Source organism: Nocardia donostiensis, from assembly GCF_002081715.1.
Taxonomy (GTDB): domain Bacteria; phylum Actinomycetota; class Actinomycetes; order Mycobacteriales; family Mycobacteriaceae; genus Nocardia; species Nocardia donostiensis.
In genome coordinates this window covers 46360-59960 of record NZ_MUKP01000020.1, presented here as the reverse complement: position 1 = coordinate 59960, position 13601 = coordinate 46360, and the positions used below count along the sequence as shown (strand labels likewise).

The window sequence follows — 13601 nt, the reverse complement described above, 5'->3', positions numbered from 1 at the left end:
CCACGACTCAGGTGAGCTTGTCTGCCAGATTCGCGAAACGGGTCTTCGCGTGGCGTCGGGCTTGCAGCGCCTCGTCGAGCGACACCGCGCGCAGGCGGGTGTTCGTGCCCGGCGCCGACTGCGCTACCGAATCCATATCGACGCTGATGACGGTGCCCACCATGGCATACCCGCCGCCGGAAACGGCATCACGGTGCAGGATGATCGGTTCGGATCCACTCGGGACCTGGATGGATCCGATGGGGTAGCCCGCATCGACGATATTCGACGGGTCGGATCCTGCACCGAACGGCTGTTCACGTTCCTTGAACGCCAGCTTCGCCCCCGCGTACCGGAATCCGGTCCGGTCGGCCACCGGGGTGAGCGTCCATACCGTTTCGAGCAGGGCCTCGGTCGCTTCGCCGGTCAGACGGTAGTCGTACAGCCCGAGCACCACGCGCAACTCCACCTCGCGTGACCAGCCAGGACGTGCGGAGGCGGGGATCGATCGGGGCACGAAGCCGGTGACCGCGGCGCCTACGGGCAGCTTGTCCCCTGCTCGCAGCAAACGTCCCTGGAACCCACCGAGGGCGCCCAACCCGTAGGTGGACCTGGACCCGAGCACGAGCGGGACGTCGAAACCGCCTGCGATCGCGATATAGAGGCGGGCCCCACTCTGGATGTAGCCGAAAGAGAGCACATCGCCGTCGTCGACCTGGAACGCTTCCCACGCCGGTACTTCGGTGCCGTTGAGCATCACCTGCGCCTGTGCGCCGGTGACCGCGACCACCGAGGGTCCGGTGAAGGCCAGCCGTGGGCCCAGATAAGGAGCTTCCAGCACGGCGGCGTCGACCTCGTTTCCCACCAGCAGGTTGGCGAGCTTGGCCGATTCCTGATCGAGTGCCCCGGAGGGCGGGATGCCGACGTTGTACGCGCCGCTTCGACCGAGATCTTGCACGGTCGTCGCCAGGCCCGCCTCCATGACCTCAACGTGCATCGAGAGCTCCCAACAGGTGTTTGTTGTATGCGTCGGGGGCGGCCAGGAATTCATTGAGCTCGAAATCGACTCGGACCGACTTGTAGACGTTTTCGCCGCGCTCCGCCGCAGCCTCCAGCTGTGCGTACTCGGCCACATCGATCGGGCGGAATTTGACGATGTCTCCGGGCCGGAAGAGCACCATGGACTCAGCGAAGACCGAGTGCTTCCGTTCCGGGTCGAAGATCGGCAGCGGGGTCAGCCCGAACATCTGGTAGCCGCCGGCGCCTTTCACCGAGTAGATACAGGCGAAACAGCCACCGTGACCGACGGTGAGTTTCGGTGTCTCGGTCCGGGGGCGCAGGTACTTCGGCAACTCGATCTGCCACTGACGCTCGACCATCTGAAACATGAACGGCAGGCCTGCGACGAAGCCGACCATCGACACCAGCCACGGGGCGGACGAGTGCCGATCGATGAACTCCTCGACCGAACCGAGACCGAGCTCGGCCATCGCGTACTCGATGTCACTGCCTTCGGGCCGCTGATGCCGGTCGCGGAATTTCGCCCCGACCTCACGGGTGACGGGGTCGTCGTACCAGACCGGGATCTCCAGCAGGCGGGTGCGGATCGCGGGCTGTGTCTGCTGCGCGACTTCGGCCTCGATATCCCGCACGACGCCTTCCAACGTCGCCGGCTCCAGCCGGTCGGGATCGAATCGGATGAGCAGCGAGGCGTTCGCGGGGCAGATGTCGAGGACTCCGTCGAGGCTCCGTTCGCTCAGCCGGGTGCTGATCGCCATCGCGGTGAAGTTCGCCGCCAGCGTCATCTCCTCGGCGAGCTGGACGACGAGGTGCTCATCGGCGCCCCAGGAGTAGCGAGTTGTCGGCTGGTCAGGCATCGGCCGCCTCCAGGTCGGTCATCCACTGCTCGAGCCATGTCGTGTGGTAGCGGCCGGTCTGGAAGTCCTCGGCCGCGAGCACGGCACTCACGAAAGAAGCCGTGGTGGTGACGCCCTCTATCGCGAGCTCCTGCAGGGCACGCTGCATACGAGCCAGCGCGGTGGGGCGGTCGTTGCCCCAGACGATGACCTTCGCAAGCATCGAGTCATAGAACGGTGCGACCACCGAACCCGCCTTGAAACCGCTGTCCACGCGAACGAACGGGCCCGCAGGCAGATCGAACCGCTCGATGGTCCCCGGGCTGGGCAGGAAGTTCAGCTGCGGGTTCTCCGCGTTGATCCGGACCTCGATCGCATGGCCATACGGGACCAGGTCGGCCTGGGTGAACGACAGCGGGTTGCCCGCAGCAACCCGGAGCTGCTCACCCACCAGGTCCCGCTGGTAGATCATCTCGGTGACAGGATGCTCCACCTGGATGCGGGTGTTCATCTCGATGAAGTAGTACTCGGTGCGCAGTTCGTCGAACAAGAACTCGACTGTGCCAGCTCCGGAGTAACCGACGCTGGCCGCGAGCTGCACCGCGGACTCGGACATACCGGCAACGATCCGCTCCGGCAGACCGAGGTCCCCGGCTTCCTCGACAACCTTCTGCCTGCGGCGCTGCATCGAACAGTCCCGTAAGCCGAGATGCACAGCGTTCTTGCCGTCGCCGAAGATCTGCACCTCGACATGCCTGGCGCGGGGAATGAACCGCTCCACGTACACCGCATCGCTACCGAACGCCGCGCGGGCTTCGGCCTGGGCGGTGCTGATCGCGGCGGCCAGATCCTCCTGTTTTTCGACAACGCGGATACCGCGACCACCACCGCCTGCCGCTGCCTTGATGGCCAAGGGGAAACCGATGCGTTCGGCCACTTGCTCGGCTTCGCCGGCATCGTGTACTTCACCCACCGACCCGGGGACGGTGGGGACGCCTGCTGCCTCGGCGCTCTTGCGAGCGGCTACTTTGTCGCCCATTTCGCGAATCGCGCTCGGGCTCGGCCCGACCCACACTGCACCGGCATCGAGGACGGCTCGAGCGAAGTCGGCGTTCTCCGAAAGGAAACCGTATCCGGGGTGTACGGCGTCGGCGCCGCTGGACCGGACCGCGGCCAGGATGGCATCGACCGAGAGGTAGCTCGCCGTCGCCGGAGCCGGCCCGACCAGCACTGCCTCATCGGCAGCCCGGACATGTTCGGCGTCTTTGTCGGCCTCGCTGTAGACCGCGACCGTTGCCACGCCCTGCTCACGTGCGGCCCGCACGATCCTTACCGCGATTTCGCCTCGGTTGGCGATGAGTAACTTACGCATGGTTCTTCACTTCGTTTCGATGACGGCGATCACATCGCCGGGCGAGAGAGTACCGTTGTCTTCCGCCGCGAACGATGTGAGCACGCCCGACGTACCGGCCTTGATCTCGGTGAACTGTTTCATGATCTCGACGAGGCCGATCGTCTGGTCCGCATCGACAGTTGCGCCTGTCTCGACGAACCGCGGCTGACCGGGGGCGGGTGATCGGTAGAAAACGCCGGGCAACGGCGAGATGACGTGGTGCTCGCTCACGGAAGTGCCTTTCGAATCGGGAGCGACGCGCGCTCGGTGCCGTTACAGAGTGGACAGGACATTACGGACCGCCTGGGCGATCTCGATGGCGTTCGGAGTATCGGAATGTACGCAGACCGAGTCGACGCGAATCGGGAACTCCTCACCGGTGACCGCCGTTGCGATACCCTCCGTGAGCGCCTTGCGGGCGCGTTCGGTCGCCTCGTCGACCGGGGTGGCGTGGGGTCGGCGCGCGACGATCAGACCACCGTCGGCACGGTAACCGAGGTCGACATAGAATTCGGCGACAAACGGCACGCCGAGCTTCTGTGCGGCCTTTTCGTGTTCGGTATTGGCGATGCCGAAGATCGGAACTTCGTATTCGGCCGCGACTTTCGCGATGGCCTCGGCCAGTTCCGGGTCCCGCGACGACATGCCATACAGCGAACCGTGGGCCTTGATGTGGTCCAGTGTTCCGCCCTCGGCCTTGAGAAAGGCGACGAGCGCACCGACCTGGTATCGCACGATATCGGCCGCCTCGTCCTGGAAGAGCTTCATCTCACGGCGCCCGAAACCGACGAGGTCCGGGAGACCAGGATGCGCCCCGACGGTGACGCCGCCGGCGAGCGCCTTGGCGACCGTCTCGTGCATTCCCGTCGGATCACCCGCGTGGAATCCGCAGGCGACATTGACCGTATCGACGAGATCCACGAGCTTGTCGTCGTTTCCGAATGTGTGGATTCCGAACGACTCACCCATGTCCGCGTTCAGCGTAACCATGATGTTCCCCTTGTGACGTGTTGTTTCCTCGCGATTTCGGCGAAGAAGTTATTCGGGATCGTTCTCGTATTCGTAGTAGTCGCAGAACAATCGACCGTTTCGACCCCAGTCCTCCCGAGTGACATCGGTGAAAATGAACTGGATGGTTTCGGGCTTGCACTTCGCGATCCTGGCTATTTCCGGAGTCAGGGTCGCGACCATTTCACGCTTCTGTTCCAGCGACCGTCCCGGAAACCAATCAATGCGGACGAAAGGCATAGGGCCTCCTCGTAGAGTCGTGCGGCAACGGTGTCATGAATGGGCAACCTTGGGCGTGTCTCCGGTCGGATCGACGTAGATGTCTTCGCCTTCGATCTTCACCGGGAATTTCGCCAGCTGCGCATGTCCCGGATTCACCCCTTTGCAGGTCGGCAGATCGAATTGCCACAGGTGCGCTTTGCAGGTCAGGGAATTGCCTTGGAGTTCGCCTTCGACGAGCTCCACCTGCTGATGCGGGCAGATCGCCTGCGTGGCGATCACCTCTCCGCCTTCCAGGTGGGCGACGAGGATCTCCTGATCGCCGACCGTGAAGGACTCCATCTCGCCCTCCCACAGGTCGTCGAACGTGGTCACATGTTCGAATGCCATTGCTGGTCCTCAGTAGAATCGGTCGAAATGAACGCGTTCCGCAGGCACCTGGCGTTCCAGGACGAGGAACCGGACGACCGCGTCCGTCATCACCGGCGGGCCCGCGACATAGATTTCGTGGTCGGCGAGGCCGGGCAACTCATAGTCGGCCACCAGCTCGTGGACATAGCCGCGGGCTCCACGCCAACCATTCGTCGCTTCTTCGGAGATCGCTTCGGCCAGCGAGGCTTGACGCAGGCTGGACGTCACCTCCTCCACGAATTCCCGTGCGCACATATCCTCTTCGCGCCGCCCGCCGTAGAAGAAGTGCAGCCGCCGGTCGGCCGCGTCGTCCCGGGCCGCGAGACCACGGGCGACCGAGACCATCGGCGCCAGCCCGGACCCGCCCGCAATACAGACGACATCACGATCGGTCGGCTGTAGATGGGCATGGCCATAGGGGCCGTCGAGGAAGATCCGATCACCGATACGCACCTCGTCGACCAGCCGCGGCGAGACGAGACCTGCGGGCACCCGTTTCACCTGGAACTGCCACAGCCCCTCCGGATTCGGCAGGTTCGACATCGAATACGCCCGCTCGGGCTGCGGCTGCGCTCCCTCGGCGCTCCCGGCTGCGATGCTGAGCATCGCGTACTGGCCGGGAAGGAACTCGGCAGGCGCATCGGCCCGTAGCGTGATCTCCCGCAGGTCGTGCGTCAGCTCACGAACGGCGACGACCTGCACCGCCAGGCGCTGCGGTCGCACGTGCCCGGCAGGCCAGGAAGCGGCGGCGGCCAGTTTCACCGTGCAGTCGGTGCGTGGCGCCGACTGGCAGGCGAGCAGTTTGCCCTTGCGCCGGTCACGGTCGGACAGGCCCGGTGGGTCGGGGTCGAGCTGGTCGACCTGCCCGTCGTGGACAACGATCTTGCAGGTCCCGCAGCCGCCGCTGTTGCACTCGTAGGCGGCCGGGATCCCGGCCCGGAGGGCGGCACGCAACAGTGTGTCGCCCTCCGGGCAGTGGAACGACAGGCCGTCGGCGGTCGTCACCGTGGTGACGTTGCCTGCCTGCTGCAACCCTGCCGGAGCGCTGCTCGAAGAGCGGCTGATGTGCTCCGAAGTGCGCATCTCAGCCCCCGAGCGGCAACTGGTTGCGGAAAGCGCGGCACGCGCTGATCGCGGCCGACGCGGCGTCCGGGTTGTCGGGCAGTTCCGCACAGAAGGCGTCGATCGCGGCATCGGCGAGCGGTGACCACCGCTCCAGCCACTTCTGCACCACCGGCACATTGGCCGGGTTCTCGGCGAGGTGGCGGACCAGCTCGATCGACCAGCGGCGGGACCGCTCGCTGTCGCGCAACGCCGCCTCGGCCAGCAGCGCGAAAAGGGTGTCACCGTGGCGGCGGGCGCTGATCGCCTGCTGCCGGAAGAACGCCTCGTCGATCGCGGGCTTGGCGACCAGGTTGAGCGCGACGAAGGACTCTGCCCAGTCCCGGGTGGCGAGCACGCATTCGGTCAGTTCGCGGAAGCGTTGCCAAGCAGGTGATTCCTCCCAGTGCGCCCGCTCCGAGGAACCCAATCCGAGCGACGGATGCGACTGGGCCAGTTCGGCGGTGCGGTAGGCGGTGTGCGTCAGCCACCGCAGCTGGTCCGCCGACTGGAAGGCCGCGCAGTTGCTGATCGTGCTGGCAGGCGCCATATGCACCAGGTAGGCGCTGGCCATCTGCACCGTGTGCAGCAGATACCGGCCCGGGGCGTACAGCTTCGCCAGACAGGCAACCCATTCGGAGTCGAGGCTTTTGTCGTGCTCCTCCTCGTTGTGTTGATCCAGCAGGCCTTCGACGTAGTTCTCCTGACCGTCCTGCAGGATGTTGTAGGAGCGGTAGACGAGCTCGTCCGGGTCACGGAAGGCGTCCCAATCCGAGTGCTGTACCGGGCTTCCGTTGCGGTACCGGCGATACCAGTCCGCCATGTAACCCTCGTGGGCGACGTCCCAGGGCTGCTCCTTGTCACGCAGGTGCCAGTGCAGCTTCGTCGAGACGATCTCGTATTCGCTCGGGCGACGCCGGCGTGCGGCGAGGTGGCTCCAGGTCTTCAGCGGGCGCAGTGATGCGGTCATGCGGTTTCCTCCTTGCGGGCGGTGGCGTGGCTGGCGAGGTAGAACCGGACGCGTTCGGTTCCGGTTTCGATGCGCCCGACGAAGGACGGCATGCTGACCTCGAGCTCATGCATCTGGAACGGGCGCCCGAGCTGTTCTTCGATCGTGGCGCGGTACAGGACACACTCGCCGCCGTCGACCTCGACACGCACATAGGAGCCACGGTTGCGGATGTCGACGCGTTTGCCCTCGTTATCGATGCGAGCGGCTTCGGCGACAGCCTCGGCGATCTCGCCGGCCTGCACGACGGGACCGACCGGGTCGGCGATCTGGGCAGCGGCAGTGGGTTCGGTAGTCATCTAGACCTCGCTGAAGTAGAACTCGATGGTGTCGGTCGGCTCGAGCCCTGTGTCGGACAGCTTCATATCCCGGGGGAACGGTGCATCGGCGTCTTGGGCCCGCGCGCGGATGACCTTCCCTGGCTGATCGGGGACATGGATGCCGACCGAGTGCTCGGCCGCCGCCGCGGCGACCTCGTCGATCGTGTTGTCGGTGTCGACCGCAACGAGCTTGAGGACGAAGTCACCGTGGAACTTCGAGGAAATGGGGAATGGTGCCATGGCTGTGTCTCCTTGGTGAACGGGGGATCAGCCGGCCGTTGCCAGGCTGTTGCGGTAGTGGTCGAGCCAGGCATAGTTGTGGGCGTCGTTGCCGCCCTCGCTGACCACGCCGAGACCCATGTACTCGAGGACACCGTCGAGGTCGGCGGGCTGGATCTCGCCGCCGAGGAAGCGGTCGATGAGGCTCTTGTGGTGCTTGTACCGGTTCGGGTTCTGCTCGAAGATCCACTTGTCCACCTCGGATGCGAAGTGGTACTTGCGGCCTTCGTGCACGAGGGTGTTGTCCTGCAGGCTCTTTCCAGGCGTGCCCACGATAGGGAGCTGAGAGACGTTGCAGGTCATCGGCAGGGTGCCCGGGATCGTCTTGTCTTCGCGCCCGTTGACGAAATTGTCGATCATGACGTCCCAGACCTTGCCGAAGGTGTCGTTCCAGCCGGGGTACTTCTCTTCGAGCCAGTCCCGCTCCTCCGGGCTCACGCCTGCAGCCGGATGCCACCACAGCGTCGGCCGCCACGAGTAGGTGCCCAGATGCTGGCCGTGATGGTGCTCGTCGAGGTCGCGCATGAAGATGTCCCAGTACCAGGGCTTGCGCAGGCCCAGGTCCTCGATCGACTTGATGAACTGCGTAACGATCCACTCCTGCATGAACTCCTTGAAGGAGCTCTCCCGCACATCCAGCGGCACGTAGTAGTCCATCGGGATGCCCGACAGGATGGTGAACAGCCGGTAGGACCGCCAGAACGACACGTCGATGTGGTTCTGCGCCTTCTCGACCTGGCCGTGCTCGATCAGCATCTGCAGCAAGGGAGTCCCCAGCTGCGCATGCCGGGCTTCGTCGGACTGAATGCTCTGGATCAGCTTGGAGAAGGTGTAGTCGCCCGCGTTGGCGGCATCACCGGACAGGCCGATGAACTGGAGATTGGTGAATCCGGTCTCGAATGCGAAGTTCGCATAGATCGAGGTCTCCACGGCATCGCGGGTCATCATGATGTCGTCGAAATAGTGGCGGGCGCCCAGCGCCACCCAGTTGTTCGTCCACATCGTCTGATGCGACCAGTCGAACTGCCGGTCCTTGTTGATGTACTCGTGCGGGAAATACAGCTGGATCTGGCCGTGCCGCATCTCGTCCAACATCCCGAAGGTGGCCATATTGCGCAGGCCCGGCGCCTTGGACCAGCGAACGAAACGCGACTCCTGCAGCGCGGCACCGTATTCCACCAGTGCGACGGCAGCGTAGTGCTCCTTGAGGATGGAGATCCACCCGGCGTCGGCCTTGTTGTACAGATCGTTGCGCTCGAGCGCGGCCTTGACCGAGTAGGCGCCCGCATCCTTCTGCCGCTGCACATCGACGTACTCGCGGTAGGACACCTTGTACGGCTCGTCATAGGTCGCCCAGGCCTCGTCCGGGATCCCCTCGCCACCACTCATTTCCGGCGGGAACAGTTCGTCGGCCGAGATATAGGTCGGCGTCCACTCCGTGGTCCGCGCCAGGTCGTACCAGGCGCTGCGATCGAGTAGTGCCATCGTGTTGCTCCTTCGAGATACTTCGGGTGGGACTGGTGATTCGTGGGATCAGCTGCCGTGCCTGCTCCCCAGCGGGCCCTCGCCGCCCGGGTAGCAGAACGTGATGTCGGGCGAGTAGAAGCCGAACGTCACCGCCAACGGGTCGGCGGGACGCAGCGCATAGACGTCGTGGGTGGGGTCGAGGAATTCCAGCGATTCGACCTCGAAACCGGGCACCATATCTGCGACGAACGGATACCGGCCACTGACGAAGCCGTCGGTGTCGCGGGTGATGTAGCGCAGCTGCCCTGTCGAGCGGACAGCAGGCCCGGCACCGAACCGCGCCGTGGTCCGAATGGCCGGACTTCCCTCCAGGAAGGTGGTCGCGACGACCTTGTCTGCGGTCACCGCGAGTTCGGTACGTCCGGCCCCGGTCGGCACGCCGCGCTCGGCGGCGTAGCGGTTCATCGGCTCGGAGCTGTTGAAGTAGTGCGTCCACCACCGAGCCGGAACACCTGCCTCGGTGTCCAGGTCGGCCAGGTCGACGCCCAGATAGGTAAGGGAGTACGCACCGAACGAGTCGACCGACGCCGCGCCGTTCGAGGTCTGCAGCGGATCGTCGACCACGTACTGGTTGAGGTAGCACGCCCGGTCCTCGCGCGGCGTCAGGCCCGCAGGCACCAGCTTCTCGACAGCGTCCGGATCCGCAGGCACCCACACCAGGTACAGCATTCGGCTGTTCGCGATGAGCTGCGGTGCATGCAGAGCGCTGGTCGGGCCAGCAGGTGAATCACTGATCATGGACGTTTCCTGCCTGTGGAGTAGATCACTGTGAGGAAACGATGTGGCATGGACCACGTCTTTGGATGTGCGCATCGTGGACAATTTGCGTCACCCAGTTGGACAACTCGGAGAAATACCTGGTCAGCGCACTGCAATAGGTGTTGTCACCGGGTCGATCTCCCGATTTCGCCAGCCGTGTGCGACCGGCCCGCTGTCGAGCCGGTGCCGAGGCCGCCGATCACGGGCAGAGCGATATCCGACACCCATGCCCCGAACCTGGGGTACGAAAGCGGAGTCGTCGCCTACAAAAATAGAGAATTCTTACGAAGCCGAGATCACATGGCCGACAACTGAATGCCGGCGAATAACGCCGAGGCCCTGTCCGGGAACGGAACTCCCAGCAGGGCCTCGGGTGGGCTTTGGACCGGGACGACAAGCAGGGCAAACACGTTGGCTGGCATGCGCCGCTAGCGTTCGGCCCGATACCGGCTCGCAGCCTCGGCGAGGTAGTCGCCCAATTGTGCTGCCAGCGTTCGGTCGAGCGCTTGGGCGAGGCTGTCGTGGACGGCGCGAACTCCGAGTTCGCGCAGGTGGTTGAGCATTGCGGCGGTTTCGGAGATTTCGCGATCGGAGTCGGGCAGCCAGCCTGGACCGTGCTTGTCCACCAACTGATCCTTGGCTGCGGTGATCATGAGCTCCGCAATATCGTCGACTCGCTTGATCATTCCCGCATACAGCTCGGCGAGCCCGGCCAAGCCGAAACCGTAGCCGTGTAGCTCGGCGAATATCTCCAGCAGCTCCGGCTGGGTGATCTCGACGGTGTCCTCGTGCAGCACCACCAGGCCCAGCTCCGCAAGCCGAGCGAGTTGTGTGTTGTCCACCGGGCGTTCCGCGGAATCGCCGAGAAAGGTGTCGACCAATTCGCGGGGCACCCGCAGGCGTTCTCGAGGAGTGCCCCAACTGGCGGTGACGGCCTGCTGCAGACCGAGGATCTCGGTGAGGTCTTTACCGGTTTCCCAACTGGTGATGAAATCGGCGATATGGGCGGTCGTGAAACCCCGCTGCAGCAACGCATCGATGATCTTCAACCGGGCCAGATGCGTGTCGTCGTAGATGAGCGCCCGGCCGTTACGGCGCACGGGCGGCGGCAGCAAACCGCGTTCCTGGTAGGCCCGCACATTGCGGGCGGTCGTGCCGGCAGCACGAGCGAGATCGTCGATTCGATACTCTGCCATCCGGCTACTCGCCCGCCCTTTCTCCCTGCCGATCACCGACAATATGTGTTGCCCACCTCCGGGTGCGCAACAACACCGCGGGTGGGCACCATCTCGCGCGTCGAGATTACCCGAGCGTAACGGCAGCTCGGGTACCGGCTCTCGGCATCTCCGAGCCGCGGGGTGTGAGGAGGTAGTCGTCGAGATCGACCCTCGCCAACTGGTGTGCGTACTGTGTTCCGAACCCGGGGTACATGGTGGCGTTGAACCCGTCATCGGTCAGATACCAGCTGCGGCACCCGGAATTCCATGTCGTGCCCGCCAACCGCTGCTGCAGCTTCTCGTTGTAGCGGTCCTGCCGGTCGCGACGCACCTCGAAGCTGTGCAGGTCTCGTTCGAGGACGACACCGATCGCATCGGTGAGGTACTCGATCTGGGATTCCATGTATACCAATGCCGAGTTGTGCCCTGGCCCGGAGTTCGGTCCGAAGGTCAGGAACAAGTTGGGGTAACCGGCAACGGTCACGCTTTTGAACGCATACGCTCCGCCGCTCCACTCCTCGGCGAGTACCCGCCCGCCTCGGCCGGTGATCGGGACCGGCGAGCCCGCCTTCGATACATCGAAGCCGGTGGCGAAGACAATGCAGTCGAAGCGGTGCTCGATACCTTCGGCCGTACGAATCCCCCGGGGCGAGATCCGCGCGATCGGCCAGGTGATCAGCTTGCAATTCTCGCGTTGCAGGGCCGGGTAGTAGTCGTTGCTCATCAGCAGTCGTTTGCAACCGGCCCGGAAATCGGGGGTCAGCTGGCGGCGCAGCCACGGGTCACCGACCTGACTGCGCAGGTGCAGTAGCGCCACCGATTCGACCACCCGGGTCAGCGGTGAATTCCAGACCACGCCGAGCGCCACCGATTCGTGCCCCCAGAACCACGCCTCGCGGGCCAGCGACTGGGCTACCGGCAGCTGCCGGTAGAGCCATTTGGTTGCGGCGTTGGTGCGCCGGTTGACTCGCGGCAGCACCCAGGCGGGGGTGCGTTGGAACACCTTCACCGATCCGGCCTGGCGCACGAGTTCCGGGATGATCTGTACCGCGCTGGCCCCGGTACCGACCACGGCCACCTTCTTGCCGGTGAAGTCGTAGTCGTGATCCCAGCGGGCACTGTGCATCATGTGCCCCTCGTAGGTGTCGCGCCCCGGAATGTCCGGGAATCCGGCATTGGACAGCGGTCCGGAGGCGAGCACCACAGTACGAGCCCGTACTTTCCGGCGGCGGCCGGTGAAGCTGATGACCCACAGTCCGGCGTCCTCGTCGAACACCAGGCCGGTGACGGTGTGGTCGAACCTGATCTGCGGGCGGATGTCTGCCTCGTCGACCATCGACTCGATGTAGGCGAGGATCTCCGCGCTGCCGGAGTAAGTATGCGACCAGTCCGGGTTCGGCGCGAAGCTGTAGGAGTACAGCCGCGACGGAATGTCGCAGGCCGCACCGGGATAGGTGTTGTCGCGCCAGGTACCGCCGATGCGGCTGTCGCGTTCGAAGATCGCGAAGTCGGTGATGCCTTTCTGCCGTAACCGGATGGCGGTGCCGATACCGGCGAAGCCCGCACCGATGATGGCCACGTCCAGTGGCTCCACGGCCGCGCTCATGCGACAGGCTCGTAGGTCAGTTCCTTCGACCACGTGGGCTGTGGCCGCAGGAGACGTTGCGGGTAGCGCGCGGTCAGCTTGACCATCGCGTCAGCGAACAGGTGGTACGGGTGATTACGGTTGATCACCCAGTCGCTGTGTTTCTTGACGATCTGGTACATCGGGACCCGGTTGGCGATCGGTGTGCGTTCCCCGACGGCTTTGAAACGTCGCATCGCCGAGTAGAGCTTCTCCTCGTCGACCCCCATGGCGACGATATTGTCGCGCATTTTGTTCAGTAGCGGCACGTAACTGAGCACACCGACGATGAACGATGGCTTGGCCCAGCCCCCCACCAGCTCGATGAGCAATTTACGCATCGTCGCGTGACCCAGTAGCTCCATCACCGCGTAATCGGTGGCCAGGTGCCGGGATTCATCGGCATTGATCTTCTTGAAGACTTCCTGCGCGACCGGATCCTTGATCTCGTCGGTGACGAACTTGATCAGCGCACCGTCGAGGGCGACCTCGAGCATCGGGATGACGGTGCCGAGGAACGACAGCGACATATCGTCGGCATGCTTGTCGAGGAATTCGATCACCAGCTTGACGTTGATGTTCGGCTCGGGGATCTCGTCGCCGTCGAGCATGCCCCAGCGTCGCATCAGCGCCAGTTCGGCATTGGCGTGCCGTTGTTCTTCGGCATGAAAGTAGCGGTAGATCTCCTTCAAGGTCTGCGTCGGGGCCTTCTTGGCCATGGCGGCGAAACCGCGAGCACCGACGTTCTCGATCCACATCAGATCGGCCATGAAGGGTTTGAGTTTGGCGTGCAGGTCGGGATCGATCAGCTCGGCGCCCGGGGCATCCCACTCGATATCGGCCAGGGCCCACTGCCGAGACTTGATCTTGGCGAGCATATCGTCGAATTCGAATGCCAT

General features: G+C 64.4%; 16 protein-coding genes. All 16 read right to left on the bottom strand.

The features are described 5' to 3' along the window. Nucleotides 1-7: 7 nt before the first annotated feature. Nucleotides 8-976: a 5-oxoprolinase subunit C family protein gene (locus B0T44_RS15015; protein ID WP_077120369.1), complete on the bottom strand. Its 969-nt coding sequence runs from the start codon at nucleotides 974-976 to the stop codon at nucleotides 8-10. After that, nucleotides 966-1856 (bottom strand): 5-oxoprolinase subunit B family protein, encoded by an 891-nt coding sequence (locus B0T44_RS15010; protein ID WP_077120367.1) that lies wholly within the window; start codon nucleotides 1854-1856, stop codon nucleotides 966-968. The genes B0T44_RS15015 and B0T44_RS15010 overlap by 11 nt, the downstream gene beginning before the upstream one ends. After that, on the bottom strand, nucleotides 1849-3207 hold the full coding sequence (locus B0T44_RS15005; RefSeq protein ID WP_077120365.1) for an acetyl-CoA carboxylase biotin carboxylase subunit: 1359 nt from the start codon (nucleotides 3205-3207) through the stop codon (nucleotides 1849-1851). Before B0T44_RS15005 ends, B0T44_RS15010 begins: the two co-directional genes overlap by 8 nt. A 6-nt stretch (nucleotides 3208-3213) precedes the next feature. Continuing rightward, on the bottom strand, nucleotides 3214-3459 hold the full coding sequence (locus B0T44_RS15000; protein WP_077120363.1) for an acetyl-CoA carboxylase: 246 nt from the start codon (nucleotides 3457-3459) through the stop codon (nucleotides 3214-3216). A 42-nt stretch (nucleotides 3460-3501) separates the two neighbouring features. Further along, a complete protein-coding gene (locus B0T44_RS14995; protein ID WP_139347962.1) occupies nucleotides 3502-4218 on the bottom strand; it encodes a 5-oxoprolinase subunit PxpA in 717 nt (238 codons plus the stop codon). Nucleotides 4219-4266: 48 nt separating this feature from the next. Then, nucleotides 4267-4476 carry a tautomerase family protein gene (locus B0T44_RS14990; RefSeq protein ID WP_077120359.1) on the bottom strand — a complete coding sequence of 70 codons (210 nt, stop codon included), beginning with the start codon at nucleotides 4474-4476 and terminating at the stop codon, nucleotides 4267-4269. 33 nt (nucleotides 4477-4509) lie between these two features. After that, nucleotides 4510-4830 (bottom strand): Rieske 2Fe-2S domain-containing protein, encoded by a 321-nt coding sequence (locus B0T44_RS14985; RefSeq protein ID WP_217697546.1) that lies wholly within the window; start codon nucleotides 4828-4830, stop codon nucleotides 4510-4512. 24 nt (nucleotides 4831-4854) lie between these two features. After that, nucleotides 4855-5949 (bottom strand): 2Fe-2S iron-sulfur cluster-binding protein, encoded by a 1095-nt coding sequence (locus B0T44_RS14980; RefSeq protein ID WP_175648111.1) that lies wholly within the window; start codon nucleotides 5947-5949, stop codon nucleotides 4855-4857. 1 nt (nucleotide 5950) lies between these two features. Beyond that, complete coding sequence (locus B0T44_RS14975) at nucleotides 5951-6937, bottom strand: ferritin family protein (RefSeq protein ID WP_077120355.1); 987 nt, start codon at nucleotides 6935-6937, stop codon at nucleotides 5951-5953. After that, nucleotides 6934-7275, bottom strand: coding sequence for an MmoB/DmpM family protein (locus B0T44_RS14970; RefSeq protein ID WP_077120353.1), 342 nt, complete (start codon nucleotides 7273-7275; stop codon nucleotides 6934-6936). The genes B0T44_RS14975 and B0T44_RS14970 overlap by 4 nt, the downstream gene beginning before the upstream one ends. Next, on the bottom strand, nucleotides 7276-7536 hold the full coding sequence (locus tag B0T44_RS14965) for a toluene-4-monooxygenase system B family protein (protein WP_077120351.1): 261 nt from the start codon (nucleotides 7534-7536) through the stop codon (nucleotides 7276-7278). Between the two features lie 27 nt (nucleotides 7537-7563). Next, nucleotides 7564-9060, bottom strand: coding sequence for a YHS domain-containing protein (locus B0T44_RS14960; RefSeq protein WP_077120349.1), 1497 nt, complete (start codon nucleotides 9058-9060; stop codon nucleotides 7564-7566). A gap of 48 nt (nucleotides 9061-9108) precedes the next feature. Beyond that, nucleotides 9109-9840 (bottom strand): hypothetical protein, encoded by a 732-nt coding sequence (locus B0T44_RS14955; RefSeq protein ID WP_077120346.1) that lies wholly within the window; start codon nucleotides 9838-9840, stop codon nucleotides 9109-9111. Between the two features lie 449 nt (nucleotides 9841-10289). Further along, nucleotides 10290-11057 carry a MerR family transcriptional regulator gene (locus B0T44_RS14950; RefSeq protein ID WP_077120344.1) on the bottom strand — a complete coding sequence of 256 codons (768 nt, stop codon included), beginning with the start codon at nucleotides 11055-11057 and terminating at the stop codon, nucleotides 10290-10292. 106 nt (nucleotides 11058-11163) lie between these two features. Continuing rightward, nucleotides 11164-12684 carry a flavin-containing monooxygenase gene (locus tag B0T44_RS14945; protein ID WP_077120342.1) on the bottom strand — a complete coding sequence of 507 codons (1521 nt, stop codon included), beginning with the start codon at nucleotides 12682-12684 and terminating at the stop codon, nucleotides 11164-11166. After that, complete coding sequence (locus tag B0T44_RS14940) at nucleotides 12681-13601, bottom strand: ferritin family protein (RefSeq protein WP_077120340.1); 921 nt, start codon at nucleotides 13599-13601, stop codon at nucleotides 12681-12683. Before B0T44_RS14940 ends, B0T44_RS14945 begins: the two co-directional genes overlap by 4 nt.

What these genes read in the sequence shown, in the direction of transcription:
- B0T44_RS14995 (WP_139347962.1), bottom strand. Translation starts at nt 4,218, where the DNA reads ATGGTTACGCTGAACGCGGACATGGGTGAGTCGTTCGGAATCCACACA.
- B0T44_RS14980 (WP_175648111.1), bottom strand. Translation starts at nt 5,949, where the DNA reads ATGCGCACTTCGGAGCACATCAGCCGCTCTTCGAGCAGCGCTCCGGCA.
- B0T44_RS14965 (WP_077120351.1), bottom strand. Translation starts at nt 7,536, where the DNA reads ATGGCACCATTCCCCATTTCCTCGAAGTTCCACGGTGACTTCGTCCTC.
- B0T44_RS14955 (WP_077120346.1), bottom strand. Translation starts at nt 9,840, where the DNA reads ATGATCAGTGATTCACCTGCTGGCCCGACCAGCGCTCTGCATGCACCG.
- B0T44_RS15010 (WP_077120367.1), bottom strand. Translation starts at nt 1,856, where the DNA reads ATGCCTGACCAGCCGACAACTCGCTACTCCTGGGGCGCCGATGAGCAC.
- B0T44_RS14950 (WP_077120344.1), bottom strand. Translation starts at nt 11,057, where the DNA reads ATGGCAGAGTATCGAATCGACGATCTCGCTCGTGCTGCCGGCACGACC.
- B0T44_RS14940 (WP_077120340.1), bottom strand. Translation starts at nt 13,601, where the DNA reads ATGGCATTCGAATTCGACGATATGCTCGCCAAGATCAAGTCTCGGCAG.
- B0T44_RS14945 (WP_077120342.1), bottom strand. Translation starts at nt 12,684, where the DNA reads ATGAGCGCGGCCGTGGAGCCACTGGACGTGGCCATCATCGGTGCGGGC.
- B0T44_RS14970 (WP_077120353.1), bottom strand. Translation starts at nt 7,275, where the DNA reads ATGACTACCGAACCCACTGCCGCTGCCCAGATCGCCGACCCGGTCGGT.
- B0T44_RS14960 (WP_077120349.1), bottom strand. Translation starts at nt 9,060, where the DNA reads ATGGCACTACTCGATCGCAGCGCCTGGTACGACCTGGCGCGGACCACG.
- B0T44_RS14990 (WP_077120359.1), bottom strand. Translation starts at nt 4,476, where the DNA reads ATGCCTTTCGTCCGCATTGATTGGTTTCCGGGACGGTCGCTGGAACAG.
- B0T44_RS14975 (WP_077120355.1), bottom strand. Translation starts at nt 6,937, where the DNA reads ATGACCGCATCACTGCGCCCGCTGAAGACCTGGAGCCACCTCGCCGCA.
- B0T44_RS15005 (WP_077120365.1), bottom strand. Translation starts at nt 3,207, where the DNA reads ATGCGTAAGTTACTCATCGCCAACCGAGGCGAAATCGCGGTAAGGATC.
- B0T44_RS15015 (WP_077120369.1), bottom strand. Translation starts at nt 976, where the DNA reads ATGCACGTTGAGGTCATGGAGGCGGGCCTGGCGACGACCGTGCAAGAT.